The sequence below is a fragment of the Pseudomonas sp. EpS/L25 genome (assembly GCF_001512295.1).
Taxonomy (GTDB): Bacteria; Pseudomonadota; Gammaproteobacteria; order Pseudomonadales; family Pseudomonadaceae; genus Chryseomonas.
The window spans coordinates 172,113-196,675 of sequence record NZ_LNUP01000014.1; the positions used below are offsets into that span (position 1 = coordinate 172,113).

General features: G+C 66.1%; 21 protein-coding genes and 2 pseudogenes. 6 read left to right on the plus strand and 17 right to left on the minus strand.

Features of this window, described 5'->3' with window-relative positions; translation table 11 throughout:
* Nucleotides 1-51: 51 nt before the first annotated feature.
* A complete protein-coding gene (locus AR540_RS15725; protein ID WP_059230152.1) occupies nucleotides 52-1,635 on the plus strand; it encodes a peptide chain release factor 3 in 1,584 nt (527 codons plus the stop codon).
* 58 nt (nucleotides 1,636-1,693) lie between these two features.
* Here the strand turns inward: AR540_RS15725 and rmuC are convergent, their stop codons facing one another.
* The 4 genes from rmuC to recC form a co-directional block, all read right to left on the minus strand.
* Nucleotides 1,694-3,277, minus strand: a complete 1,584-nt coding sequence (gene rmuC, locus AR540_RS15730; protein ID WP_059230153.1) for a DNA recombination protein RmuC — start codon at nucleotides 3,275-3,277, stop codon at nucleotides 1,694-1,696.
* A gap of 74 nt (nucleotides 3,278-3,351) precedes the next feature.
* Nucleotides 3,352-5,433 (minus strand): exodeoxyribonuclease V subunit alpha, encoded by a 2,082-nt coding sequence (gene recD / locus AR540_RS15735; protein WP_059230154.1) that lies wholly within the window; start codon nucleotides 5,431-5,433, stop codon nucleotides 3,352-3,354.
* Nucleotides 5,426-9,088, minus strand: a complete 3,663-nt coding sequence (gene recB / locus AR540_RS15740; protein ID WP_059230155.1) for an exodeoxyribonuclease V subunit beta — start codon at nucleotides 9,086-9,088, stop codon at nucleotides 5,426-5,428. The genes recD and recB overlap by 8 nt, the downstream gene beginning before the upstream one ends.
* Entirely contained in the window at nucleotides 9,085-12,516 is a 3,432-nt protein-coding gene (gene recC / locus AR540_RS15745; protein WP_059230156.1) for an exodeoxyribonuclease V subunit gamma, read from the minus strand. Before recC ends, recB begins: the two co-directional genes overlap by 4 nt.
* A 181-nt stretch (nucleotides 12,517-12,697) precedes the next feature.
* On the opposite strand from recC, the gene AR540_RS15750 reads away from it, so the two are divergent.
* Entirely contained in the window at nucleotides 12,698-13,195 is a 498-nt protein-coding gene (locus tag AR540_RS15750) for a hypothetical protein (protein ID WP_059230157.1), read from the plus strand.
* Between the two features lie 8 nt (nucleotides 13,196-13,203).
* On the opposite strand, the gene yacG is transcribed toward AR540_RS15750, so the two are convergent.
* The 5 genes from yacG to pilB all read right to left on the minus strand — a co-directional run bounded on the left by yacG (nucleotide 13,204) and on the right by pilB (nucleotide 17,998).
* Nucleotides 13,204-13,401 (minus strand): DNA gyrase inhibitor YacG, encoded by a 198-nt coding sequence (yacG, locus tag AR540_RS15755; protein ID WP_058767413.1) that lies wholly within the window; start codon nucleotides 13,399-13,401, stop codon nucleotides 13,204-13,206.
* The gene (coaE, locus tag AR540_RS15760; protein ID WP_059230158.1) at nucleotides 13,398-14,009 is read right to left on the minus strand and encodes a dephospho-CoA kinase; all 612 of its coding nucleotides are present in this window, start codon (nucleotides 14,007-14,009) and stop codon (nucleotides 13,398-13,400) included. Before coaE ends, yacG begins: the two co-directional genes overlap by 4 nt.
* Nucleotides 14,006-14,878 carry a prepilin peptidase gene (locus AR540_RS15765; RefSeq protein WP_059230159.1) on the minus strand — a complete coding sequence of 291 codons (873 nt, stop codon included), beginning with the start codon at nucleotides 14,876-14,878 and terminating at the stop codon, nucleotides 14,006-14,008. The genes coaE and AR540_RS15765 overlap by 4 nt, the downstream gene beginning before the upstream one ends.
* Nucleotides 14,878-16,095, minus strand: a complete 1,218-nt coding sequence (locus AR540_RS15770; protein WP_059230160.1) for a type II secretion system F family protein — start codon at nucleotides 16,093-16,095, stop codon at nucleotides 14,878-14,880. Before AR540_RS15770 ends, AR540_RS15765 begins: the two co-directional genes overlap by 1 nt.
* Nucleotides 16,096-16,303: 208 nt before the next feature.
* Nucleotides 16,304-17,998 (minus strand): type IV-A pilus assembly ATPase PilB, encoded by a 1,695-nt coding sequence (pilB, locus tag AR540_RS15775; RefSeq protein WP_059230161.1) that lies wholly within the window; start codon nucleotides 17,996-17,998, stop codon nucleotides 16,304-16,306.
* Between the two features lie 212 nt (nucleotides 17,999-18,210).
* On the opposite strand from pilB, the gene AR540_RS15780 reads away from it, so the two are divergent.
* Both AR540_RS15780 and AR540_RS25465 read left to right on the plus strand, forming a co-directional pair.
* Nucleotides 18,211-18,732 (plus strand): pilin, encoded by a 522-nt coding sequence (locus AR540_RS15780; protein WP_059230162.1) that lies wholly within the window; start codon nucleotides 18,211-18,213, stop codon nucleotides 18,730-18,732.
* A 50-nt stretch (nucleotides 18,733-18,782) separates the two neighbouring features.
* Nucleotides 18,783-19,457: a hypothetical protein gene (locus AR540_RS25465; protein WP_153014259.1), complete on the plus strand. Its 675-nt coding sequence runs from the start codon at nucleotides 18,783-18,785 to the stop codon at nucleotides 19,455-19,457.
* Here the strand turns inward: AR540_RS25465 and AR540_RS25470 are convergent.
* Nucleotides 19,454-19,597 (minus strand): annotated as a pseudogene (locus AR540_RS25470) (IS5/IS1182 family transposase); the annotation flags it as partial. The gene AR540_RS25465 and the pseudogene AR540_RS25470 sit on opposite strands and share 4 nt — an antisense overlap.
* Between AR540_RS25470 and AR540_RS26110 the strand changes: the two are divergent.
* Nucleotides 19,591-19,695: pseudogene (locus AR540_RS26110) on the plus strand (IS110 family transposase); the annotation flags it as partial. The pseudogenes AR540_RS25470 and AR540_RS26110 overlap by 7 nt on opposite strands.
* 169 nt (nucleotides 19,696-19,864) lie before the next feature.
* Nucleotides 19,865-20,425, plus strand: a complete 561-nt coding sequence (locus AR540_RS15795; protein WP_059230164.1) for an RBBP9/YdeN family alpha/beta hydrolase — start codon at nucleotides 19,865-19,867, stop codon at nucleotides 20,423-20,425.
* 14 nt (nucleotides 20,426-20,439) lie between these two features.
* On the opposite strand, the gene AR540_RS15800 is transcribed toward AR540_RS15795, so the two are convergent.
* Genes AR540_RS15800 through gspG form a run of 7 tightly spaced genes read right to left on the minus strand, consistent with a single transcriptional unit; the run spans nucleotide 20,440 to nucleotide 24,549 of the window.
* Nucleotides 20,440-21,111 carry a hypothetical protein gene (locus AR540_RS15800; protein WP_236712079.1) on the minus strand — a complete coding sequence of 224 codons (672 nt, stop codon included), beginning with the start codon at nucleotides 21,109-21,111 and terminating at the stop codon, nucleotides 20,440-20,442.
* A 17-nt stretch (nucleotides 21,112-21,128) separates the two neighbouring features.
* Nucleotides 21,129-21,551 carry a hypothetical protein gene (locus tag AR540_RS15805; protein ID WP_059230166.1) on the minus strand — a complete coding sequence of 141 codons (423 nt, stop codon included), beginning with the start codon at nucleotides 21,549-21,551 and terminating at the stop codon, nucleotides 21,129-21,131.
* On the minus strand, nucleotides 21,548-22,714 hold the full coding sequence (locus AR540_RS15810; RefSeq protein WP_059230167.1) for a type II secretion system protein GspL: 1,167 nt from the start codon (nucleotides 22,712-22,714) through the stop codon (nucleotides 21,548-21,550). The genes AR540_RS15805 and AR540_RS15810 overlap by 4 nt, the downstream gene beginning before the upstream one ends.
* 4 nt (nucleotides 22,715-22,718) lie before the next feature.
* Nucleotides 22,719-23,306, minus strand: a complete 588-nt coding sequence (locus tag AR540_RS15815; protein ID WP_059230168.1) for a prepilin-type N-terminal cleavage/methylation domain-containing protein — start codon at nucleotides 23,304-23,306, stop codon at nucleotides 22,719-22,721.
* Nucleotides 23,303-23,647, minus strand: a complete 345-nt coding sequence (locus AR540_RS15820) for a type II secretion system protein (protein WP_059230169.1) — start codon at nucleotides 23,645-23,647, stop codon at nucleotides 23,303-23,305. Before AR540_RS15820 ends, AR540_RS15815 begins: the two co-directional genes overlap by 4 nt.
* Nucleotides 23,644-24,102 carry a GspH/FimT family pseudopilin gene (locus AR540_RS15825; protein WP_059230170.1) on the minus strand — a complete coding sequence of 153 codons (459 nt, stop codon included), beginning with the start codon at nucleotides 24,100-24,102 and terminating at the stop codon, nucleotides 23,644-23,646. Before AR540_RS15825 ends, AR540_RS15820 begins: the two co-directional genes overlap by 4 nt.
* Nucleotides 24,103-24,108: 6 nt before the next feature.
* On the minus strand, nucleotides 24,109-24,549 hold the full coding sequence (gene gspG / locus AR540_RS15830; protein WP_059230171.1) for a type II secretion system major pseudopilin GspG: 441 nt from the start codon (nucleotides 24,547-24,549) through the stop codon (nucleotides 24,109-24,111).
* Nucleotides 24,550-24,563: the final 14 nt, after the last annotated feature.

Genomic DNA, 24,563 nt, shown 5'->3' on the forward strand with positions numbered 1-24,563 from the left:
CGGCCCTGCTATACTTCGCCCCCACTTTTTTCTCCACGCCCAGGTTCATCCATGACCACCCAGGCCGCCGAAGTCGCCAAGCGCCGTACCTTCGCCATCATCTCCCACCCCGACGCGGGCAAGACCACCATCACCGAGAAGCTGCTGCTGATGGGCCAGGCCATCGCCGTGGCGGGTACGGTGAAGTCGCGCAAATCCGACCGCCATGCGACCTCCGACTGGATGGAGATGGAAAAGCAGCGCGGCATCTCCATCACCACCTCGGTGATGCAGTTCCCCTATCGCGAGCACATGATCAACCTGCTCGACACCCCTGGCCACGAGGACTTCTCCGAAGACACCTACCGCACCCTGACCGCGGTGGACTCGGCGCTGATGGTGCTCGACGGCGGCAAGGGCGTCGAACCCCGGACCATCGCCCTGATGGACGTCTGCCGGCTGCGCGACACCCCCATCGTGAGCTTCATCAACAAGCTCGACCGCGACATCCGCGACCCCATCGAACTGCTCGACGAGATCGAGGCGGTACTCAAGATCAAGGCCGCGCCCATCACCTGGCCGATCGGCAGCTATCGCGACTTCAAGGGGGTCTATCACCTCTCGGACGACCGCATCTACGTCTACACCCCCGGCCACGGCCACGAGCGCATCGCCACCAAGACCATCGACAAGCTGGACTCCGACGAGGCCCGCGCCCACCTCGGCGATCTCTACGACCGGTTCGTCGAGGAGCTGGAACTGGTACAGGGCGCCTGCCACGAATTCGATGGCGAGGCCTTCCTGCGCGGCGAGATGACCCCGGTGTTCTTCGGTACCGCCCTGGGCAACTTCGGCGTCGACCAGGTGCTCGATGCCGTGGTCGACTGGGCGCCGCGCCCGCTGTCGCGCGCCGCCCACGAGCGGGTAGTGGAGCCGGTGGAGGAGAAGTTCTCCGGCTTCGTGTTCAAGATCCAGGCGAACATGGACCCCAAGCACCGCGACCGCATCGCCTTCATGCGCATCTGCTCGGGCAGGTACGAGAAGGGCATGAAGCTGCGCCACGTGCGGATCAAGAAGGACCTGAAGATCGCCGACGCCCTGACCTTCTTCTCCAGCGAACGTGAGCACCTGGAAGAGGCCTTCGCCGGCGACATCATCGGCCTGCACAACCACGGCACCATCCAGATCGGCGACACCTTCACCGAAGGCGAGGCGCTGGGCTTCACCGGCATCCCGCACTTCGCCCCGGAGCTGTTCCGCCGCGTGCGCCTCAAGGACCCGCTGAAATCCAAGCAGCTGCGCCAGGGTCTGCAGGAACTGGCCGAGGAAGGCGCCACCCAGGTGTTCTTCCCCGAGCGCAACAACGACATCGTGCTCGGCGCGGTGGGCGTGCTGCAGTTCGACGTGGTCGCCAGCCGCCTGAAGGAAGAATACAAGGTGGAGTGCGCCTATGAGGCGATCAACGTCTGGTCGGCGCGCTGGATCGAGTGCGATGACAAGAAGAAGCTCGAGGACTTCAAGAACAAGGCCTTCGAGAACCTGGCGGTGGATGGCGGCGGCCATCTCACCTATCTGGCGCCGACCCGGGTCAACCTGGCGCTGATGGAAGAGCGCTGGCCCGAGATCAAATTCCGCGCCACCCGCGAGCACCATTAAGCGACAAGACCCGACGGATGCGTCCTGCACCGGTCGGGCCCCCTCCTCCAGGGTCGGATCAACCGTGGCCGGGTAACTCGGCCGCGGTTTCCAACTCCACCACGTTGAGCTCCAGCTCCGCCCGCTCGGTCCACTGGCCGTCCAGCTCGGTGCGTACCGCGACGCCCAGTTCCTTGAAGTCGGCCACCTGCTTGACCAGGTTACCCGGGCCGCCCACCAGTTGGCCGCAGGCCTTGCGATAGGCTTCGCCGGCCTTGTCCAGGCTCTTGCCGATGCCGTCCATGCTGCCGAGGAAGGTGCGCAACTTGTCGTAGACCTTGGCCGCGCGTTCGGCCAATTCCGCCGTGTGGCGATTCTGGTCTTCGAAGCGCCAGAGCTGACGGACGATGTTGAGGCTGGTCAGCAGCGTGGTCGGGGTGGCCACCAGCACATTCTGCTCGATGGCTCGCTGGAACAGGCTCTCATCGGCCTTGAGCGCCTCGACGAAGGCCGATTCGATGGGAATGAACAGGAAGACCATCTCCGGCGAATTCAGCCCCGGCAGGCTGAAATATTCGCGGTCGGCCAGTTCGCGGATACGCTCGCCCACGGCGCGCACGTGCTCGCCCAGGGCCAGGCGGCGTTCGCCTTCGTCCTCGCTGTTGACGTAGCGGGTATAGGCGTTGAGCGACACCTTGGCGTCCACCACCAGATGCTTTTTCTGCGGCAGATGGACCAGCACGTCCGGTCGCCGCCGGCCGGTCTCGGTGGTGAAGCTGCGTTCGCGGACGAAGTCGCGTCCTTCGCGCAGGCCGGAGCGCTCCAGCACGTTCTCCAGGATGAGTTCGCCCCAGTTACCCTGGGCCTTCTTCTGGCCGCGCAGGGCGGTGGCCAGGTCATGGGCCTCCTGGGTAATCTGGCGATTGAGCTCCTTGAGGTCGAGCAACTGCTGGCCGAGGGCGGCCTGCTGCTGGACGTCCTTGTGGTGGATGTCCTCGACCTTGGCGCGAAAGCCTTCGATCTGCTCGCGGAACGGCCGCAGCAGCGCATCCAGGGATTGCTGGCTGTGCTGGGCGAAGGCCTGCCCCTTGGCGTCGAAGATGCGCCCGGCCAGTTGTTCGAATTCCAGCTTGAGTTGCTCGCGGCTCTCGCGCAGCAGCTGGTGTTGCGCCTGGAAGTGCTCTTCCTTCTGCGCCAGGGTGGTCTTGAGGGTGGCGTGCTCTTCGGCCAGGCGTGCATGGCGCTCCTGCACCTCGGCGTGCAGTTGCTGCTCGCGGTGCTGGCGCTCGCGGAGTTCGGCGAGTTGCTCCTGGATGCCCTGCAATTGGGCCCGGGTGGCTTCGGCCAGGGCGTGCTGTTCAGCCGCCTGCAGCTGGGCCTGACGGGCCTGCTGGCGCAGTTCGGCTTCCAGTTCCCGGTTGGCTTCCAGCTGGCGCTGCAGGGCGGCGGTGCGTTCGCGCTCGGCGCCCAGCTCCACCACCTGACGACCGTTGGCCAATTCGGCGCGTTGCAGGTCGTCACGCAGCATGTCGTAGCGCTCGGCGGCGCTGTCGAGTTGCTGTTGCAGATAGCGCTGGCGTCCGGTCAGCCAGACGGCCGAACCGGCCCAGCCGGCCAGCAGCAACAGCGGAAGCACAAGGGAAACGAAAGGCAGGGAAGTCATGGCGCTCTCATCACGGACGGCTCCCCCTCACCTTAGGCAGGCCAGGCGGGAGCGTCCAGCATTTATCTGTACATTTACACAGTGTTTCGCAAATCCAGGTCCAGCCCGCTGACACGGCGGACCCGACGGGCCACGGCCTCGGCGAAGATGCCGCCCCGAGCCTCGATGAGAGTGAAGTCATCGCGTGCCCGGGTGATGCCGGTGTAGACCAGCTCCTTGGTCAGGACCGGGCTTAGCTGCTCGGGCAGCAGCAGCGCGGTATGGGCGAACTCCGAGCCCTGGGACTTGTGCACGGTCATGGCGAACACCGTCTCCACCGCCGCCAGGCGGCTGGGCAGGACGAATCTCAGTCCGCCGCTGCCATCCCCCCGGGGAAAGGCGACCCGCAGCACCTTGCGTCCGGGCTGGGTAGCATCGGGCAGGCAGAGGGTGATGCCGATGTCGCCGTTCATCAGGCCCAGGCTGTAGTCGTTGCGCGTCACCAGCACCGGGCGTCCCTCGTACCAGCCATGCTCGCCCGACAGCAGGCCGGCCGCCAGCAGGGCGCTGGCGATGCGCAGGTTGAGGCCTTCCACGCCCCAGGGACCCTTGCGCACGGCACAGAGCAGTTGGAAGTCGTCGAAGGCCGCCAGCACCTGGCCGGCCCAGAGGGTCCAGGCCGGATCCTCCAGTGCGGTGTCGGCCTGGGGCCGTGCCTGCCGCAAAACCTCCAGATAGTGGCGATAACCACGGGCACGCCCGCGGCCCTCCAGCACCAGGCGTTCCAAGGCGCGATCCTCCGGCCCCTTGAGCAGCACCCGATGCAGGTCGGCGTAGCCGCCGTCGACCAGCACCTGCTGAGCGCCCTGGCCGTCCTGGGCATTGACCCGGCGGGCCAGCTGGCCGATGCCGCTGCCGGCGCCGAAGCGCCGCGAGCGCCTGAGCATCACCACCTGCTGCGCCAGGGCGTCGGCTTGATCATCACCAACGGCCAGGGTGGTGGCCGCCAGTGACTGGCCACTCACGGCTTCCAGCCAGGCACGGGTGGCGGGGCTGTAGCGCCCGGCCTCGGCATCGCGACAGAGATCGCCCAGCACCGCACCCGCCTCGACCGAGGCCAACTGGTCCTTGTCGCCGAGCAGGATGAGTCGCGCCCTCGGCGGCAAGGCCGCCAGCAGACTGGCCATCATCTCCAGGTCGATCATCGAGGCCTCGTCCACCACCAGTACGTCCAGCGGCAAGGGATGTCCGCGGTGATGGCGGAAGTGGCGGGTATTGGGCCGGCTGCCCAGCAGCCGGTGGACCGTGGTCACCCCGGTGGGAATGTGCCGACGCAGCTCTTCGTCCACCGGCAGGCGACTGACCTGGCCGCCGATGGATTCGGTAAGGCGCGCGGCCGCCTTGCCGGTGGGCGCGGCCAGACGGATGCGCAAGGGCCGTCCGGCCGCCACCGCGGGCGCCTGGAGCAGCGCCAGCAGCCGCACCACGGTGGTGGTCTTGCCGGTGCCAGGTCCGCCGGTGACGATACTGAAAGCGCCGCGTACCGCCAGGGCGCAGGCCAGTTTCTGCCAGTCGGGTTCGCCGTCGGCCGCGGCATCCGGTGGAAACAACCGGTCGAGACGCTCGGCGAGATCCACCGGCAGGGGCTCCCTTGTGGCCAGCCGCTGGCGCAGGCTGGCGGCCACCTCGCGCTCGTAGTTCCAATAGCGGCGCAGGTAGAGACGCTCACCGCCCAGCACCAGGGGCCGTTCCGGCGCGCTGCCGTCGCCATCGACCAGGGCGCTGGCCCGTAGCGCCTGGCGCCAGGCGTCCAGGCTATAGCCCTGGAGCAGTTGCGACGGCAGCAGCGAGCTGCGCGCCTCGTCGCCCTCGGGGGGCAGCGACAGCGCCGCGTCCGGATTGCGCAGGGTGGCGGCCAGATCCAGGCAGACATGGCCATGGCCGAGCTGGTGACTGGTCAGGGCCGCGGCCAACAGCACCGCCGACTCGCCCTGGGGTTCGAGTTCACCGAGAAAGCTGGTGAAGGCCCGGTCGACCTGGCGCAGCCAGCCGCGCTGCACCCAGAGTTCCAGCAGGCGAAAGAGGTCCTCACGCTGGCTGAGAGGCGCAAGTGGACGCTCCTCAACCAGAGACGCCAGGCGCAGCAGCCGTTCGGTGGCAGGGCTGAAGTCAGACATGGGCATTCTCCGCACCGCTGAACAGCAGATCCAGGGTCTCGATCAGGGCCTGAGCAGGACGCTCGACGAAGACGCCATGGCCAGCGGGATCGCAGCCACGCAGGAAAAGGTAGACGGCGCCACCGAAGTGGCGCTCATAGCGGTAGTCGGGCAGCCGCGCCTTGAGCAGCCGGTGCACGGCCAGGCTGTAGAGCACGTACTGCAGGTCGTAGCGCTTGGCCAGGACGGCCGTTTCCATGGCCGCACGGGTATAGGCAGTCGCCTCGGGGCCCAGCCAGTTGGACTTGTAGTCCACCACGAAATAGCGCCCCTCGTGCTCGAAGACCAGGTCGATGAAGCCCTTGAACAGGCCATTGAGCTGCCCCGGTTCCAGCAGCGGTCGCGCCTGACCGCCCTGGGTGCCGCGGCGAACCAGGTCATCGAGGCGCTCCAGGTCGACGCCGTGAGTGGCGAACCAGAATTCCATCTCCACCTGGTAGCGGGCCAGCTCGCCCAGCCGTTGCGCGCCGCCGGGCAAGGGCAGCGGCTGGGCCAGCACTTGGCGCAGCCAGCGCTGCAGAACCGGAATCCAGTGATTCCAGCCCCGCCGCTGGCAGCGCCGGGCGATCAGGTCGTCCAGTCGCTCGGGCGCCGCCTGGATAGCGATGAAGCCCTCCTCGCCGACCCACTCCAGCAGGCTGTGCAGGAAGGTGCCCGGACCGGGGCCGCGGGGAAAGCGATGCAGGTCTTCGCCGGCAGCCGGCTGGCGGGCCTCGTCCGGGGCAAGGCGGTCGTCGTCGAACAGCTTCTGGGCCGTGGGGGTATCCAGATCCAGCTCCAGATTCAGTTGGCCCTCCTCCCGCGCCTCGCCCAGGCGCGTACCGATGCGTAGGGCACTGTAGGAGGCGATCCACCAGTCCTCGCGAGCCGCACGGCGGGCGGTCAGAGCCTTGAGCGTCACAGGGGCCTCACGCGCTTCCGGCAGCCGCTCAGGACTGGCCTCCGGCAGCGGCAGGATGAGGCTGTCGGGCTGAGTGCCAATCAGGGTGCTCAGCGCGGTGGTCAGGGTGGCCGAACTCGCCAAGGGCTCGCCACCGGTCGCCAGGTAACCCAGGGCGCTGCGCGCGAAGCCGGAGTCCTTGCTGCGCCCGCGCTTCAGATCGGCCACGCCAACCCAGCAGGCATGCCGGGCGCGGGTCAGGGCGACATAGAGCAGGCGCAGGTCTTCGGCCAGGCGCTCGTCGTCGGCGCGGGCCAGTTCCTCGGCCGAAGGGCGGAAGCTCCGCTGCACCCTGCCCTGGTCGTCGTGATAGCGCAGCGGCAGGGTGGCGCCCTCCTCGGCGCGATAGGCGCAGGCGAAGGGCAGGAACACCAGCGGATATTCCAGGCCCTTGGACTTGTGCACCGTCACCACCTTGACCAGCTCGGCGTCGCTTTCCAGGCGCAGGATCTGTTCGTCGGCAGCGCCCTGGGCGGCCAGTTGCTCGGCCAGGTGACGGATCAGTGCCTGTTCGCCGTCCAGCTCGCCAGCGGCGCGCTGCAGCAATTCGGCGAGGTGCAGCAGATTGGTCAGCACCCGCTCGCCGTCGGCGCGGGCCATCAGCCGCTGCGGCAGGCGAAAATCCTGCAGCAGGCGGCGCAGCATCGGCAGCACGCCCTGGCCACGCCAGAGCTGGCGATAGCCGCGGAATTGCAGCACCCGAGCCTCCCAGGCCTGCTCGTCATGGTTGAGGGCATCCAGCTCGGCCAGCGGCAGGTCGAGGGTCAGGCTGCCCAGGGCCGCGCGCAGGCGGCGATCCACGTCGGGCTCGGCGCAGGCCTTGAGCCAATCCAGCAGGCAGCGGGCCTCCTGGGCGGCGAACACCGAGTCCTTGTCCGACAGGTAGACGCTACGCACCCCGCGCCGCACCAGCGCCTGGCGTACCGCCTGGGCCTCGCTGCCGGCGCGCACCAGGATGGCGATATCGGCGGGCCGCAGGGGCTTGAGCTCGCCGTCTTCTTGGCTAAAGCCTGCGCGTCCCTCCGCTGCCAGGGTCAGCAGCCGGACGATCTCGCTGGCGGTGCTCTCGGCCAGACTGGCGCGATAGGCGGTGCCGGCCAGGGGCTCGTCGCCGGCCAGGTGCCAGAAGGTCAGGGCCGCGCCGGGTACGCCGTCGATCTCCAGCACCTCGCGCCGCCCTTGGGCGCGGACCGGCTCGAAGGGCACCGGGTTGTCCTCACCCTGGCGGAACAGGAAGGCCGCCCGCGGCGCCGTGACCTCGCCATGCTGGAACACCTGGTTGACCGCGGCCACCATGGCGGCGGTGGAGCGGAAATTGGTGTCCAGAGAATGCAGATGGCCGGCATTGGCGCGGCGGGCCTGCAGGTAGGTGTGGATATCGGCACCGCGGAAGGCGTAGATGGCCTGCTTGGGATCACCGATCAGGAACAATCCGGTGCCCTCTCCCGCGCCATAGACGGTGCTGAAGATGCGGTACTGCACCGGGTCGGTGTCCTGGAACTCGTCGATCAGCGCTACCGGGAATTGCTCGCGGATCAACGCCGCCAGACGCGCCCCGGCGCCATCGGCCTGCAAGGCTTTGTCCAGGCGGGTGAGGATGTCGTCGAAACCCAGCTCGGCGCGGCGCAGCTTCTCGCGCTCGAACTTCTGCTGCACCCAGGCCGCGGCGTGTTCCAGCAGGGGCACCTCGGGGCTGGGCAGCTCGGCCAGTTGCCCGGGCAATCGCGCCATGGCCGCCAGCGCCGGATGATCCGGCGGACTGGCCTTGGTCCAGGCCTCGGCGAAGCCCTCCTCGGTCAACCGGGTGAAACCGGTGCCGATATCGAGGACTTCACTGGCGGGATCTTCCGCCCAGGCGCCCAGCTTGTCGCACCAGGGCCCGAAGAATCTCTTCTGCAACCTGCGTCCATCGACCACCTTGGCGTCGCAGCCGGCCTGGCAGAGGTCGCGCAGCTCTTCCGCCCACTGGGCCCAGGGGGCCTTGAGGCGTGCCAACCGCTCCTGGCGTTCAGCCAGGGTCGTAGCCAGCAACGTCGCGGGCTCGCCCTGGGGAGCGCCCAGGGCTTCGCTCAGCAGAGGTCGCAGACGCGCCGCCAGGGCACGAGGCTCGCCCCAGTGTTCGATCACCCAGTCCAGCGCCTCGCCTTCCAGGGGATAGCAGAAGCGTCGCCAGTAATCGCGCACCACCTGGGCGAGCAATTCGCTCTGGTCCTGCTCCAGGCTCTGCACGAAGAGGCTGCCGCTGTCGAAGGCGTGCTCGCGCAGCATGCGCTGGCACCAGCTGTGGATGGTGGAGACCGCCGCCTCGTCCATCCACTGGGCGGCGATGTCCAGGCGCCGGGCGCAGTCGGCCCAGCGCTCGACCGGAAAGTCCTCGCGCAAGACGTCGAGCAGCGGATCGGGCGCCTCGATTTCGCCCCGGAAGAAGCGCGCCGCCTCGGCCAGGCGATGGCGAATGCGGTCGCGCAACTCCTGGGTGGCCGCCTCGGTAAAGGTCACCACCAGGATCTGCGGCGGCAACAGCTCGCGGCCGAACGCCGTCTCGGGCGTCCCGTGACCCAGTACCAGGCGGACATAGAGCGCGGAAATGGTGAAGGTCTTGCCGGTCCCGGCACTGGCCTCGATGAGCTGGTTGCCCTGCAGCGGAAAGCGCAGGGCGAGCGGACGCTGATTCATGCCTGCCCCTCCCCGCCGACGACCTGCCAACCGGCGGCATACACCGGGGCATAGAGGGTCTGGCACCAGCCATCGAATTCCTCGTCGGCCAGCAGCGCAGTAAAGTCCGGGTACTGCCGACGCAACGCCGGATGGGCCGCCGCCTCCCCCTGATAGGCCTGCTCGGCCGCGGCCAAGGCCTTCTCCGGCTCGTTGGCCAACCAGGCGAAGGCGGTGCGCGGCGCCACCGGCAGTGGGCGCCGCTGGCCCAGCCCCCAGGCATCGAGCAGTTCGTTCAGCTGACGGCGGGCCTGGTGGGCGTCCAAGGGCGCCAGCAGCAGGGTCAGATCGGTCGCCACCACCGCGGTGGTCAACTGCAGACCACCAGCCGCGGCGACCAGATGCTGCACCCAGGGCCGCAGCAGCCGATGCCACTTGCGAGTACGGGCATTGCCCAGGCCGTTGGCCTGGGCGGTCAGGGCCAGTAGCCCCTCAGGACCACGGCGCAACCGTTCGAGATTGGCCACCAGTTGCAGCTCGCGATGTTCGAGATCCAGGGTCACGGCCTCTTCGAGGGGCTCGGGCCAGCGCAGCGTCAGGGCCTCGACCTGGGCGACCACGGCGGGCAGCGGCTCGCGGAGCGCCTGCCCGGCCCGCTCGCCAAAGCCCGCCAGCGGCAGGCGACCGCTGCCACGCAAGCGCTCGGCCGCCGCGATGAGCGCCCGGTCGGCTTCGGCAGGGTCGGCCAGTGCCGCCTCCAGCAGGTCTTCGCCCAACTGATAGCGGGTCAGGGCGTCCAGGCCGAAGGGCTCTTCGTCTTCCGCCGGCGCATCGGGCGCTTCGAAATGCACCTTGAGGCGATTGGCGAAGAACAGATCCACCGGTCCGCGCAGAAAACGCGCCAGGTCATCGAGACCCAGCGGCTCTTCGAGCACCAACGGCGGCAACAGGGCATCCTCGTTGCGCGTGGTGCGATCGTGCACACCCAGCCACTCGGCGGCGAAGCTGAAATAGCCGCGCTCGCCGCGGAAGTAGCGGGCGCTGAAGGGTTGCAGGGGGTGCTCCTGGGTCAGCGCCGCCAGCAGACGCTCGGGTTCCTCCTCATGACCCGCCCGGCGCCAACCGGCCTGGAGATGGTCACGCAACTGGGCGATCAGCACCGAGGGCGGGCGCTCGCTGTTATCGCGGATGCTGCGCCCTACCCAGCTGACATAGAACTGGTCGCGCGCCGAGAGTAGCGCCTCCAGCAGCAGATAGCGGTCGTCCTCGCGCCGCGAGCGGTCACCGGGGCGATAGTCCTGGGCCATGAGGTCGAAATCCAGCGGCGGCTGGATACGCGGATAGGCCCCGTCGTGCATGCCCAGCAGGCAGACCACGCGGAAGGGAATGGCGCGCATGGGCATCAGGGTGCAGAAGTTGACCGCCCCGGCGAGAAAGCGCTGGGCCAGGCCGCCGGAATCCAGCCCGGCCAACCAGGCTTCGCGGACCACGGTAAGCGGCAATTCCTCCTCCAGCGCCACGTCCTCGCACAACTCCAGCCAGCGCTCGCGCAGACTTTCCAACTGCTCCAGCAGGTATTCGTCGTGCTCGTCCTGGGCGCTGAAGAACAGTGCCAGCAGCGCCTGCAGGCGTGCGCCCCACTCCGCCGGTCGCGCCGGCTGGGCCAGCGCCGCCTGGGCCGCGTCCAGGGCATCGAGCAGATCCACCAGCGGCCCGACCAGGGCCGCGTCCAGGCCGCCCACCTCGTCGAAGGGCTCGATATCGCCCAGGGCCGCGCCGCTGCCCACGGCGTAGCCCAGCAGCATGCGTCTCAGGCCGAAGCGCCAGGTGTTCTGCGTCAAGCCTTCGGGCAGGTCGAGGCGACTGCGCTGCTCGGCATCCAGTCCCCAGCGCACGCCGGCGCCCTCCAGCCAGAGATGCAGGGTCGGCAGATCGCCCTCGCGCAGCCCGAAGCGCGCACGCAACGCCGGGACGTCCAGCAGGTCGAGGATCTCGCTCAGGGCGAAGCGGCTGTCGGGCAGTTGCAGCAGATGCTCCAGGGCGATCAGCAATGGCTGGAAGCCGCGCTGGTGCTGGTCGGCCAGGCTGAAGGGGATGAAGCGCGGATCCTGGCGTTCGAGCTGGCCGAACACCGCGCGGATGTGCGGCGCATAGGCATCAATGTCCGGCACCATGACGATGACGTCGCGCGGTCGCAGACTGGCATCGCTGTTGAAGCGCGCCAGCAGTTGGTCATGGAGGATCTCCACCTCCCGTTGCGGACTGTGAGCCACATGGAAACGCATGGATCTATCCCGCGCCGGATCGACCGCCGGCCAACGCGCACGAGTCTCGGCCAGCGGCCGCAATTCGAGGATGTCATCCTGCAACTGGCCCAGTAGATGCTGCGGCTCGGTATCGGCGAAGAGGTCGATGCGCCCGCCGTTGATATCTTCGAACAGGCGGCGATAGCCGTCGGGTTCGTCGAATTCATCCAGCAGGTGAATGTAGTCGCGGCCCTGCTTGCCCCAGCTCGCCAGCAGGGGCTGGCCATGCTGGTGCAGCGCCTCGGCATCCAGGGTCTGGGGCATGCCTGGCTTGCGCTGCTGGCGACGATAGTTCTGCCGCAGCAGGTCCTGGTCGGCGACGATGTCGGACCAGTGATGGCGACAGGGATTGTGCACGCAGAGCAGCACCTGGCTGAACTGGGCCAGGGCCGCCAGGGCTTCGAGGGTCTGTGCCGGAATCGCCGACAAACCGAAGATCACCACCCGCCGCGGCAGACCGGCCGGCGGCTCGGTCGCTGCCTGCATCACCTGTAGAAAGCGCCGATGCACGCCGGCGCGACTCTGGGCCAGCCCGCCGTCGCCCACATCGGCCAGCAGGGCGCGCCACAGCTGCGCCTGCCAGCGGCAGTTCTCCGGCAAAGGACGCCGACTGTCGCGCAGGCTGGCCAGCAAATCCCGGCCCGCCGCCCAGTCGTTGAGCCAGTCGGCACGATAGACCTGGTAGCCGTCGTACAGATCGGCGAGACGCTCGGCCAGCTGGTATCTCTTGCGTAAATCGCCGTCATCATCGAGAAAGCGCCGCAGCGCGGCGAAGTCCGGTTGCATGAGCAGGGTCGGCAGCAGGCGCATCAGTCGCCAGGTCAGGGGCGCTCTATCCAGCGGCGAGGATGGCGGCACACTGTCGCGGCCCAGCACCTGGCGATAGGTCCGCCAGAGAAAGGTCGCCGGCAACTGCACCTCGAGGGCTGCGGCCACTCCGCAGCCGCCCTCGTCGTCGCCGCGCGGATCCTCGGCCAGCGCCAGCTTGAGCCACTGGGCGATGCCGTTGCTCTGCACCAGCACCTGTTCGTTCTCCAGTGGCGCCAGGGGATAACGACGCATCCAGCCAACCGCCAGGCTGCGCAGCTCTTCGAGCCGATTGCCGTGTACCACCATGAATCCGGGAGTAAGCGCCTCGGACATCCTACGCCTCGCTGTTCGCTATCTGCGGCAAGGGTAAGGATCACCCGCCCTGGACACCAGCCCGCGATGTGCTCGCCTGCGCATGACGCAGTGCACAGCCGCCTCTTCCACCCGCCTGCAACGGGCTTCCAGCCGGTAGACTCACCGCCTATCGGCCGCCGGCCATCGACAGGACGTTTTCATGCGCTTCATCGCCGCCCTTCCCCTGCTCCTAGGCGTCGCCCTCGCCCACGCCGCTGACACAGCCCCTGTCGACTGCGCCAGCCTGCAGGCCCAACTGCCGCTGCCCCTGCTCCAGCAAACCTCCGGCCTACCCCTGGCCTATGCCCGCCAGATCGCCGGCGGCTGCGCCTTCACCGATCGCGACACCGGCCAGCCGGCCAACTACCTGCTAGGCCTGTCGGCGGGCTACGAGAATGGCGGGCGGGCGCTGCCCAAGCTGCGGCGGCAGGTGCAATCGCTCAGCGAACAGCTGGAATGCAAGGCCGTCGACGGTCTTGGCGAAGGCGCCAGCGCCTGCAGCAAGCCGCTGCTGGGCACCCAGGTTTTCTTCATCAAGGGGGACCGCATCCATACGGTGACGGCTTCTAGCCCGCTGGAATACGAAAAGCCCGAACTGGCGGCCAAGCTACGTCAGGCCGCCCTGGCGACCGCCAAGGCCTGGGCGCAACGGCTGTAGCACGCGGCCTAGTGGCCGCGCCGATTGAGGTCTTCCGAATAGAGATCGTCTTCGAGTTCATTGCCGGGGATGGCATGTTCTTCCGCCGCCCAGGCGCCCAGGTCGATCAATTTGCAACGGTCGGAGCAGAAGGGCCGATTGGGGCTCTTCTCGCTCCATTCCACGGGTGCGCCACAGGTGGGGCAATCCACGGTAAGAGTGCTCATGCTTGGCCTCCGTCAAGGGTCAGATAAAAGGAATGCAGGCGCTCCACCTCGGCATGGAGCCTGGCGAGATCGCCGTCATTGCAGATGACGTCATCGGCCTTGGCCAACCGCTCGGCCCGCGGCAGCTGCGCCGCCAGGATGGCCCGTACCTGAGCCTCGTCCACGCCATCGCGACGCATGGCCCGTTCGAGCTGGAGCTCTTCCGGTACATCGATCACCAGGCCGCGTTGCACCAGGGCACGCTGTCCCGATTCGAACAGCAACGGCGATACCAGGATGGCATAGGGTGACGTTGCCTGGGCCAAGACCGCCAGGATTTCCTGACGAATGATGGGATGCAGCAGAGCTTCGAGCCAGCGCCGCTTGGCCGGATCGGCAAAGATCGCCGCCCGTAGCGCCGACCGGTTCAGGCTACCGTCTGGCTGCAAGACGGCTGGCGAAAAATGCCTGGCGATCTCGGCCAGCGCGGGTCGTCCTGGCTCGACCACCCAGCGGGCGGCCTGGTCAGCGTCGACACAGGTAATGCCCAGGCGGGCGAAGTGCTCGGCAGCGGCGCTCTTGCCACTGCCGATGCCCCCGGTCAGACCGAGGGTCCAGGTAGAAGTCATCGGAATCCGGCGAAATTCAGGTACAAGCCGGTTATTTGATCACCCCAGAGCAAGGCAATCCACCCCGCCACGGCGAGATAAGGGCCGAACGGCAACGGCGTACTGGTTTCCGCCCGGCGCAGACGCAGGGTAATGATGCCCAGGATGGCACCCACCAGCGACGACAGCAGGATGGTCAAGGGCAGGATCTGCCAACCGCCCCAGGCCCCGAGCAGCGCCAGCAGCTTGAAGTCGCCGTAGCCCATGCCCTCCTTGCCGGTCACCAGGCGGAACAGCTGAAACACCAACCACAGACTCAGATACCCCGCCACTGCGCCCCAGACGGCATCACTGAGGTTGGTAAACAGCCCGAACTGATTGGCGATCAGCCCAAGCCACAGCAGAGGCAGGACGATGACATCCGGCAGGAGCTGATGATCGGCATCGATCAGGCTGGCCGCCAGCAACCCCCAGGTCAGCAGCAGAAAAGCCCCACCCTGCCAGGTCACACCCAGATGCCAGATCACCCAGGCAGACAACAGTCCGCAAACAAGCTCGACCAGTGGATAGCGCAGGCTGATGGTCGCCTGACAGCCCTTGCAACGACCGCGCAAGAGCAGATAGCTCAGCACCGGCACATTCTCCCAGGGCCGTACGGTGCGCTGGCAATGGGGGCAACGCGAAGCGGGACGCGCCAGATTGAAGGAGGCTCCGGTCGGCTCGACCTGCAGCTCCAGCACCTCGCGCGCCTCTGCCTGCCAATCGCGCCTCAGCATCACCGGCAAGCGATAGACCACCACATTGAGAAAGCTGCCCACCAGCAACCCCAGGAGCAGCGCACACAAGGCCGCGGCCAGTGGCACGCTGGCCAGGAACTCCAGTAGCACCATCAGACAACGTTGCCGAGCTGGAAGATCGGCAGGTACATGGCGATGATCAAGCCACCCACCAACACCCCCAGCACCGCCATGATCATCGGCTCCATCAGGGTGGTGAGGTTGTCGACCATGTTGTCGACCTCGTCCTCATAGAAGGTCGCGACCTTGGACAGCATCTCGTCCAACGAACCCGATTCCTCACCGATGGCCGTCATCTGGATGGCCATGGAGGAGAACACACCCGTGGTACGCATGGAAAAATTGAGCTGCATACCGGTGGACACATCTCCCTTGATCTTCTCCACGGCATTGCGGAACACCACGTTGCCTGTGGCGCCGGCAACGGAGTCGAGGGCATCCACAAGGGGTACACCGGCCGCGAAGGTGGTCGCTAGGGTACGGGCGTAACGAGCGATGGCGGACTTGTAGAGGATCGAGCCGATCAACGGAATCTTCAGCAAACCACGGTCGGTAGCGTCGCGGAACTTTTCCGATTTCTTATAGAAATGCCGCAGCACGAAAGCAAGTACGAACAGCCCGCCAAGCACCAACAACCACCACTCCTGTAGAATCTCGGAGATGCCGATGACGAACAGGGTGAATGCTGGTAGCTGGGCGCCGAAGCCTTCGAATACCGATTGGAACTGCGGCACTACCTTGATCAACAGAATGGCCGACACAATCACCGCGACGACGATCACCGCTGCCGGATAGGTCATGGCCTTCTTGATCTTCTTCTTCAACGCCTCGGTCTTTTCCTTATAGGTGGCAACCCGATCCAGCAATGTCTCCAGCGCACCGGATTGCTCGCCGGCATCCACCAGGTTGCAATAGAGGTCATCGAAATACTGCGGCTGCTTGCGCAGGGAATTGGCCAGGCTGTTACCCGCGGCGACATCCTGCTTGATGTCATCCACCAGCTTGCGCATGTTGGGATTGTCGAAGCCCTCGCCGATGATGTCGAAGGCCTGCAGCAGGGGCACACCTGCACCCATCATGGTCGCCAATTGCCGGGTGAAGAGTGCGATATCCAGGGGCTTGATCTTCTTGCCCTTGCCGAACAGAGATACGGACTTCTTGCGAACGCGAGTCGGATTGATCCCCTGCTTGCGCAGCTGCGCCTTGATCAGCGCGGGATTCAAGCCCGTCATCTCGCCCTTCACCTTGGTCCCTTTGCGATCGGTCCCCTCCCAGGTGAAATTGCCCAACTTGATAGCTCTATCGGCCATGGCCTCGACTCGTCAAAAGCTCGGCCCGCGTTGGCGGACCCGTCAAAAGAATGCTCTTCGCAGAGCGTGCTGCAGCTTCGGAGGCAAGCATCGCGCCAAACACGGGCGATCTTCGCACTCTGAGGTGTCTGAGGCCCGTGGCGAACATTAACCAACGCTCCGATAAGTCCCCTCTCCCTCCGGGAGAAAGCTAGGGTGAGGGAGTCTGTCAGTCCTTGGTCACCCGGTTGATCTCTTCCAGACTGGTAATCCCCTGCATCGCCTTCACCAGGCCAGACCGCCGCAGGTCATTGAAGCCCTCCGCTCTCATCCGCACCGAGATTTCGATGGAGTTGCCCTCCTCCATGATCATCTGCTGCAGCGCCGGGGTGATCTTCACCACCTCATAGATCCCCACTCGCCCACGGTAGCCGGCGTTGCACTCTTCGCAGCCAATGGGCTGGTAGAGGGTGAAACTACCCACCTCATCCTCCCTGAATCCTTCGGCCAGCAGCGCCTCATGGGGCACCTCGTGAACACGCTTGCACTTGTTGCAGAGCTTGCGGGCCAGACGCTGGGCGATGATCAGGTTGACCGAGGTCGCCAGGTTGAAGGCTGGCACGCCCATGTTGCGCAGGCGCGTCAGGGTTTCCGCCGCGCTATTGGTGTGCAGGGTCGACATCACCATGTGACCGGTCTGAGCCGCCTTGATGGCGATCTCAGCGGTCTCCAGGTCACGGATCTCGCCCACCATGATCACATCGGGATCCTGACGCAGGAAGGCGCGTAGCGCCTGGGAAAAGTCCAATCCCTGCCGCGGATTGACGTTGACCTGGTTGATGCCTTCCAAGTTGATTTCCACCGGATCTTCCGCCGTGGAAATGTTGATATCGTCGGTGTTGAGAATATTCAGGCCGGTGTAGAGCGATACCGTCTTACCCGAACCCGTAGGGCCGGTCACCAGGATCATTCCCTGAGGCTGCTTGAGTGCCTGCAGATAGAGCTGCTTTTGTGCATCCTCGTAGCCCAGCGCATCGATCCCCATCTGGGCGCTGGAAGAGTCGAGAATCCGCATCACGATCTTCTCGCCCCAAAGGGTAGGCAAGGTGTTGACCCGAAAATCGATGGACTTGGTCTTGGACACCTTGAGCTTGACCCGTCCGTCCTGAGGCTTGCGGCGCTCGGAGATATCCATGTTGGACATCACCTTGAGCCGCGCCGAGATCCGCGAGACCAATTGCACCGGTGGCCGCGCGACCTCGTGCAGGACGCCATCGGTACGGAAACGCACCCGGTACATCTTTTCATAGGGCTCGAAATGAAGGTCGGACGAGCCCTTCTTGATAGCATCCAGCAACATCTTATTGACGAACTTGACCACCGGCGCATCGTCGGCATCGGTTCCGGCTACCGCTTCCTGAGGGCGCTCACCACCCTCCAAGTCAACTTCCAGATCTATATCGCCAAGATCCAGCCCGCCGGTCCCCCCATCGAGATACTTTTCGATGGCCTGGTGCAGCTTGTCGTCCTCGACCAGTACCACCTCGACAGCGAGCTTGCTGCCAAAGGACACATCGTTGATAGCCTGTTGGTTGGTCGGATCGGAGAGCGCAATGAAGAGCTTGTTGCCCCTTTTGCTTAACGGCAGAAAATGATGCTGCTGCATCAGCTTCTCGTTGACGATGTCCTTGGGCAACTGATCTTTGTCGATGGCGGCGAGATCGAGGAAAGGCACGCCGAACTCCTGGGCTGCCAACTCCGCCAGAGGACGACTCTGCACCAGCCGCTGCTGAACGAGATAGGTCACCAGGGGTACCTTGGCTTGCTTGGCCTTGACCAGCGCTTGCTGGGCTGCCGGTTCAGCCAGGAGTTGCGCGTCTACCAGCTGCCGCGCCAGTCCCGAAAGCATCACCGTCTCGTTCATAGTCATCCCCACCCTTGGCTAGAGTCAGCGTTATAGCACTGCCAAAGGTGCCCGCAAAATGGCGTCAAGCAGCTGACATTTTTTGTCACGACCTGCCCCTTTACTGACCTTTGCCTCACAAAAAACGTGCTGTAGTCGCCACTTTTCTTTGGCACGCCCTATGCTATACCTCAAACAGGCATGTTGGCCTGACCCAACCTCGGAGATTTGGAATGAAAGCTCAGAAAGGCTTTACCTTGATCGAGCTGATGATCGTGGTGGCGATCATCGGTATTTTGGCTGCCGTAGCAATTCCTGCTTATCAGGACTACACAATCCGTAGTCGGGTGGCGGAAGGAATGACCTTCGCTTCCGAAGCGAAGATAGTAGTCGCGGACAACGCCGCGAACGCAACCCCTGCAGCGAACGGCGGCCTGGGGGCTGGCTATCGCACTGGTAACGCTACTACCTGCACCGCTGCAGGTACCTGCACCAATCCCATAGGCTCGAACAATGTCACCAACGTGGCGATAACCACAGCAAGTGGCGTTATTACCGTCGCCTACACTACACGCGTCGCTGCTGCTGGGGCTAACCAGATCGTCTTCGTACCCCAAGCAAACGGTGCGGCGCTCGTAGCGGGCACTCCGCCAGCCGATCCGATCATCTGGACCTGCTTTGCGGCAGGCAAGACTGGCGCTCCGGGCGGTGCTACCCTGCTTGGCAAATTCGCGCCGGCAGAATGCAGAAGCTAAATAGCTAGACCTCAAAAGGGCTGCATATGCAGCCTTTTTTTGGAGACCGGATGGACGTTTCGCTCAATAGAAAGCCTGTAACCTATTTTGCATTAGCAAGCCTTGCTCTAGGGACTGTACTCATTGGCCGATGGACGTACTTTCAAGCAGATATCGCACTAATACTTCGCACCGAAATATTAATATATTATGCAGGCGTAATACTCATTGGACCAGTGATCGAGCTGATTTTAAAACCCAAAAATAGCAAACTAGAGAAAACTCTCGAAAAGACGGTACTGCTACTCTTTATATCAATATTTTCCTTGTATGCCCTCCATAGTATAAAGCAAAAAAGCCCCCGTATCGCAATATACGAAATTGACATCATTAGAATCTATAGCACTGAAGAAACTTCGCAGATAAACCTCGATTCAGCAACCCCTCTGCTGCAAAGATCACCGATGGGAATAGAGACCCTGGCGGTCCGGCGCTCAAAAAACAGCGATGAACTTCTTGAAGGCGTAATGCTCGAGTCCCAGGGAGTGAATTATGCGCTCCAAAGAAAGCGATGGACCACGGTAACAAGTCAGAGCGAAAGCATCACCAAAAACAAAAGACTCTGCAATCATATCCGTCCTGACGATCAGAAAAAAGATGATTGCTTCGCCGCGACATTTAAAGGGAAAACCTTGATCGCCAAGATAGATGACCACAACCTTTTGGTGAGCGTGGAGGCACCTTAGGCTCTGTACGAAAAATACTGGCGCAGACAGCGCAGCGTGCAAGCGAGCGTGACCATCGCCGCGAAACTTTTTGCCAGCTTGTCGTAGCGAGTGCCGATCCTGCGACTCTCCTTCAGCCAGCCGAACATCGCGTGGAAAACCCGCCAAGGTAGCCCTGATCGCCTGCCTACGCGTCTTGCTGATTCGGCTCAATGCCATGCTCAGGGACGGTACTCCTTGGCGATCTGAGCCCGCTTGAGAAGACAGTTGCTCCTACAAAAGCATTACGCCCTGTAGGAGCGGCCCATGGCCGCGATCATTACCCCCTCGTTGATTCCTTCGGCATAACCAAAGCGCCTTTTATTCTTTCTCCTGCGGGTCGTCCATCGGCACTATCGGCTCTCCCCTTTCGTCCGCGGAGCTCCGTCATGACCCGCTATCTCATCCTCCCCGGCTGGCAAGGTTCCGGCCCCGAGCACTGGCAGACCCACTGGCAACGGCGCCTACCGGATGCCCGCCGCGTCGAGCAGGACGACTGGCAACGCCCCGATCCGCAACGCTGGGTGAACAGCCTCGACCGGGCCATCGCCAGTTCGCCCTCCCCCGTGGTGCTGATCGCCCACAGCCTGGGTTGCGTGACCGTCGCGCGCTGGGCGGCCAGCGCCACGGTGGCGCGGCGGCAGCGGGTGCTGGCGGCGCTGTTGGTCGCGCCGGCCGACGTGGAACGCCAAGGCTGCCCGGCGGAACTGGTAGGTTTCGCACCCTTGCCTCGCCAGCCGCTGCCCTTCCCGTCGCGGGTGGTGACCTCGGACAACGACCACGCCATCAGCCTGCCGCGGGCCGAAGCCCTGGCGCGGGACTGGGGCAGTGAGCTGGACGTGCTGCCGGGCGCCGGCCATATCAATACCCGCTCCGGACACCGGCAATGGGAAGAGGGGCTGGTCTATCTGGCCAAGCTGGGCTCGCATCAGGGCCTGCGGGTCGCCTGAGCACGCCTGGCTGATCAGAAACGCCCCGACACCTGGGTCTGGCCGGCCTTGAGCCAGCCGATACCCTGCAGCACAGGGGCGAGTTCGCTGCCCGGTTGGGCGCTACCCTGAACCTGTCCGCGCCAGTTGGCCAGGCTCAGGCGCAGTTCCAGACGATGCTGACCAGTGCGCTCGAAGACGCCCTGCAACCAGGGTGCGGTCTGGCAATCCACCTGCAGCCGGGCTTCGCCCAGGGCAAGGCGGCGAGGTACCAGAATCTGCAGGCCATCCCCCTGCCAGCTGCCGCTGGCCGCCTGGCAACGCCGCCAGCTGCCTTCCAGGCGCACCGCGCCGAGCAACCGACCGGCGAGTAGCGTGCTACCGGGTGTCTGCAACCAGCGCAGGTCGCCACCGGTGAGCTCGGCTCGCCACTGCCAGGGCCAGCCGCTCAGGGTCAGCCCCCAGGGCGCAGCCGCAGGCTCACCCACCGCAATCTGCAGTCGGCCTGGCCAGCGCAGTTGCCACTGCCAGGGGCCGGCCCCGCCGCCCGGCCAGTCGAGGCGCTGCAGGTCGCCGCCGAGCAGCGAACCCTGCAGGCCGACCGGGGTGACCTGGGGCGGCAGGAGCCGCGGCAGCCAGTCCGCCGCGGGCCAATAGAGCAGGCAACCCAGGGTGAAGATCAGCAGGGCGAACAAGGTCAACGCCATACGCCTGAACCAGCGGATCATGGCGCCCGCCCCGTCAGCACCGCGAGCACTTCCAGTTCGAAGGTCACGCCGTTCGACTGGCTGCTGATCTTGAGCGTCCGCGGTAGCCAGCCCCGCGTGCGCGCCCAGGCCTGCAGCCGCTCGACGGCGCCCACGTCCGTGGCTTCGCCACGCAGCTGCCAGGCCGGCTCGGCCAGGGTCAGGGCGCTGAAGGTCACCCCGCTCACGGCCCCGCGCCAGTCCGCTTCTTGCAGGGGCTGGGCGACGGGCAGGGCGCGGGCCTGGTCGGCGAGCTGGGACCAGTCCGCCGTGACTGGACGGCTGCCGGGCGTCGGTCGCAGCAGCAGGATGGTGGCCAGCACCAGAATGACCAGGCCGCCCAGGGCCAAGCGGCGGCGCTCGGCGGACAGGCCTTGCCAGCGTTGCAGGATGGAGGTCATGGTCCTTTCTCCATGGCAGTGGCCAGGCGCAGGGTCAGGCGGTTGGCCTGCCGCTGCCCTTGCAAGGCGTCGAATTCCGGGACCAGCCGGTTGCGCAGGGCCTGGTCCAGGCTGGCCGGTCCGTCCAGCGCCACCCGAATGCCCTGTTCGTCCAGCGACCACTCCACCAGCCGCAGACCCGGCTGGGCGGCCAAGGCGGCCCCGAGGGGACCGCCCAGGCGCTGCCAGAGGCGCCAGCGCTCTTCCAACTGGCGCTGGGTGCGCCCGGCCAGTTGGAGTTCCCGCGCTGCGCGGCCAGCCTCGAGCCGCTCACTGGCCAGCCCCAGGCGCTGGGCGACATAGTGCCGGTCCGCCTGGGCCTGGCGCCAAGGCTGGAGCTGTTGCAGCCCCAGATGCACCGCGGCCAGCACGGCGGCAGCGGCCATACCCAGTACCAGCGACCGAGGCAGACCGAGGGTGGGCAGGGTCCGCCGCCGGCCCTGGCGTGGCCAAAGATCCTGGGGCGTGACGCCCTTGGCGGGCCGGGGCCAGAGGTCATCCCGGGTCTCGTTCGAGGCCGGCGTGAGGAGCGCGGTCAGGTCAGGCGGCAGACTGGCTTCGAGGGCGCGCGGCCAGGTCAGCCAGAGCTCCCGGTCGTCGACGCGGGTCTTGAATCTCAGGCTGTCACCCAGGCGCAAGCCGATCCCGCCCTCGGTGGTCGGCTCAGGCAACAGCTGGAAGTCGACCCAGCAGGCCGCCACCGTCCAGCCGCAGGCGGCGCAGTGTTCGCGCCAGGCGTCCAGCAGCGTCCGATCCAGCGCCAGCAGGCGCAGCCGGCCAGGGGCACGACCCAGGCAGACCAGGTGCTGGCCGCTGGCGTCCGCCAGCAGGTGGTCTTCCAGCAGCAGCCCCCATTCGTGGGGACGCAGCCCCTTGGGCGCGGCGACGTCGAACAGGCTGCAGTCTTCGCCGTGCAGCAGCAGGGTCACCGGCTGGGCGCTCGCTGGCAGCGCTGTCGCGGCTTGGAGCTGGTCATCCTGGAGGCGCGCCGCCACCAGTGGATTGTCCGGACCGGGCGGACCGGGGCGACGCGTGCGCAGCAGCAGGCGTTCGCCGCTACGGGGCGGGCTGAGCGCGCGGCGCCAGAGGGGCAGATGGCGACCGAGGGTCAAGGAGGCGTGCATGGCATCAACCTGTCTGAGGCAGAGCGAAGGTGCAGACATAGCCGGCACCCTGGAGGGTGAAGGTCAGCCGTATCCCATTGGCGGGCTCGGTCTGGGGCGGATAGGCGAGCCAGCGCCCGCCGCCATGGAATTCCAGTTGCAGGCGTTCGACGCCGGGCTGGTCGAGGACAGTTTGCCAGGCAGGAGTGTCCACCGCGTCCAGCTCGGCGCTGCGCCAGAGCCGCAGGCGCTCCTGGGCGGCGTCCCATTCCAGGCGTTGACGGCGCAACCGACCGGCGCCCTGCTCCGCGCCGAGCGGCAAGGCATCCAGGGCGACCCAGTCCAGCCGGTTTTCGGCGGGGCGCCAGTCCAGCGGGGCGTTGTGCAACGGCCGGCGGTGTTCTTGCAGCGGGCGCAGGACCAGACCACCCAGGCGCCGGTCCAGCAGGCCGCAGAAGTCCAGCACCCGGGCGTTGGTCGACTCCCGCGCGGCCAGGCGACCGCGGGCATCGAGCCAGAGATTGACCAGGTTGCCGAGCAGCACGGCGAGCAGCGCCGTGAGGGCGATGGCCAGCAGCACCTCGATCAGGGTCATGCCCTGCTGGTGCTTCATGGGCGCGCCCCGGTGTAGACCGGCCAGTCGCCCAGGGCACGGCTGTGGGCGGCATCGGCATAGAGCGACAGGCGCTGCGTGCCCAGGGGGCCGCCCTCGTCGTCCAGACGCCAGTAGCAGCGCTCGCCGCCCTGGCTCAGTTCGCCCTGGTCGGCGGTAGGGCCTTCCACCTGCCAGCGGGCGGTGAGCTCGCGGGCGCAGAGCTGGGCCAGCTCGCGGGACTGGGCGACGCCGGCGATGTCCAGCCGCTGGCCGATCACCTGGCTGACGCCCACCGCCATGAAGGCGACGATGGCCAGGGCCACCAGCACCTCGAGCAAGGTGAAGCCGCTCTGCCTCATGGCCGTTCCACCGCGGCGCGACCGCGCGCATCCACCGTCAGCAGCCACTGCCGCTCTTCCTCGGCGAAGGCCAGGCGCTGTGGGCGGGTATCGCCGTTCGGCCACCAGATCAGCCGCGGCTGCGCGCCCACCGGCTCGGCCAATCGCAAGTCGCTGGGCCAGCGCCCGTCGGGCAGATCGGCACTGGCCAGGGGTTGCCAGCGCGGGCCCTGGGCATCGGCCACCAGCTGCAGATAGCGAAAGCCGGTGGCGTCGGCCTGCCAGCCGAGGATGCGGCCGCTGCGGCGAGCGGTGTCCCGTGCCAGCTGGAAGTCGCTCGCCAGGCTTTCCAGCCGCCATTGCCCGGCCGGACTGCCGCCGCCCAGGCGCGCCACGCCCACCGCCGTGAGCAGGCCGACGATCAAGAGCACGACCATCAGCTCCAGCAGGGTGAAGCCATCCTGTCGCCCTGGCATGGTGACTCAGAGGGTCCAGTTGCCGATGTCGGCATCGCTGCCCTCGCCGCCTTCGCGACCGTCGGCGCCGAGGGTGTAGAGATCCACCCGACCGTGCTCGCCGGGGATACGGTAGCGATAGGCGGCGCCCCAGGGGTCTTCCGGCAGGCGGCGGATATAGCCGTCGGCGCGATAGTTGCGCGGTTCGGGGGCCTGGGTCGGCTTGCTCACCAGGGCGGCCAGGCCCTGCTCGGCGGTGGGATAGCGCAGGTTGTCCAGGCGATACATGTCCAGCGCCTGCTCCAGGCTGGCGAGGTCGGCGCGGGCCTTCTGCTGCATGGCCTTGTCCTGGTTGTCCAGCACGTTGGGCGCGACGATGGCCACCAGCAGGCCGATGATGAAGATCACCACCATGATCTCGATGAGGGTGAAGCCGGCCTGGCGGCCGGGTACGGCGTGGGTGCGCATCGCGAAAGTCTCCT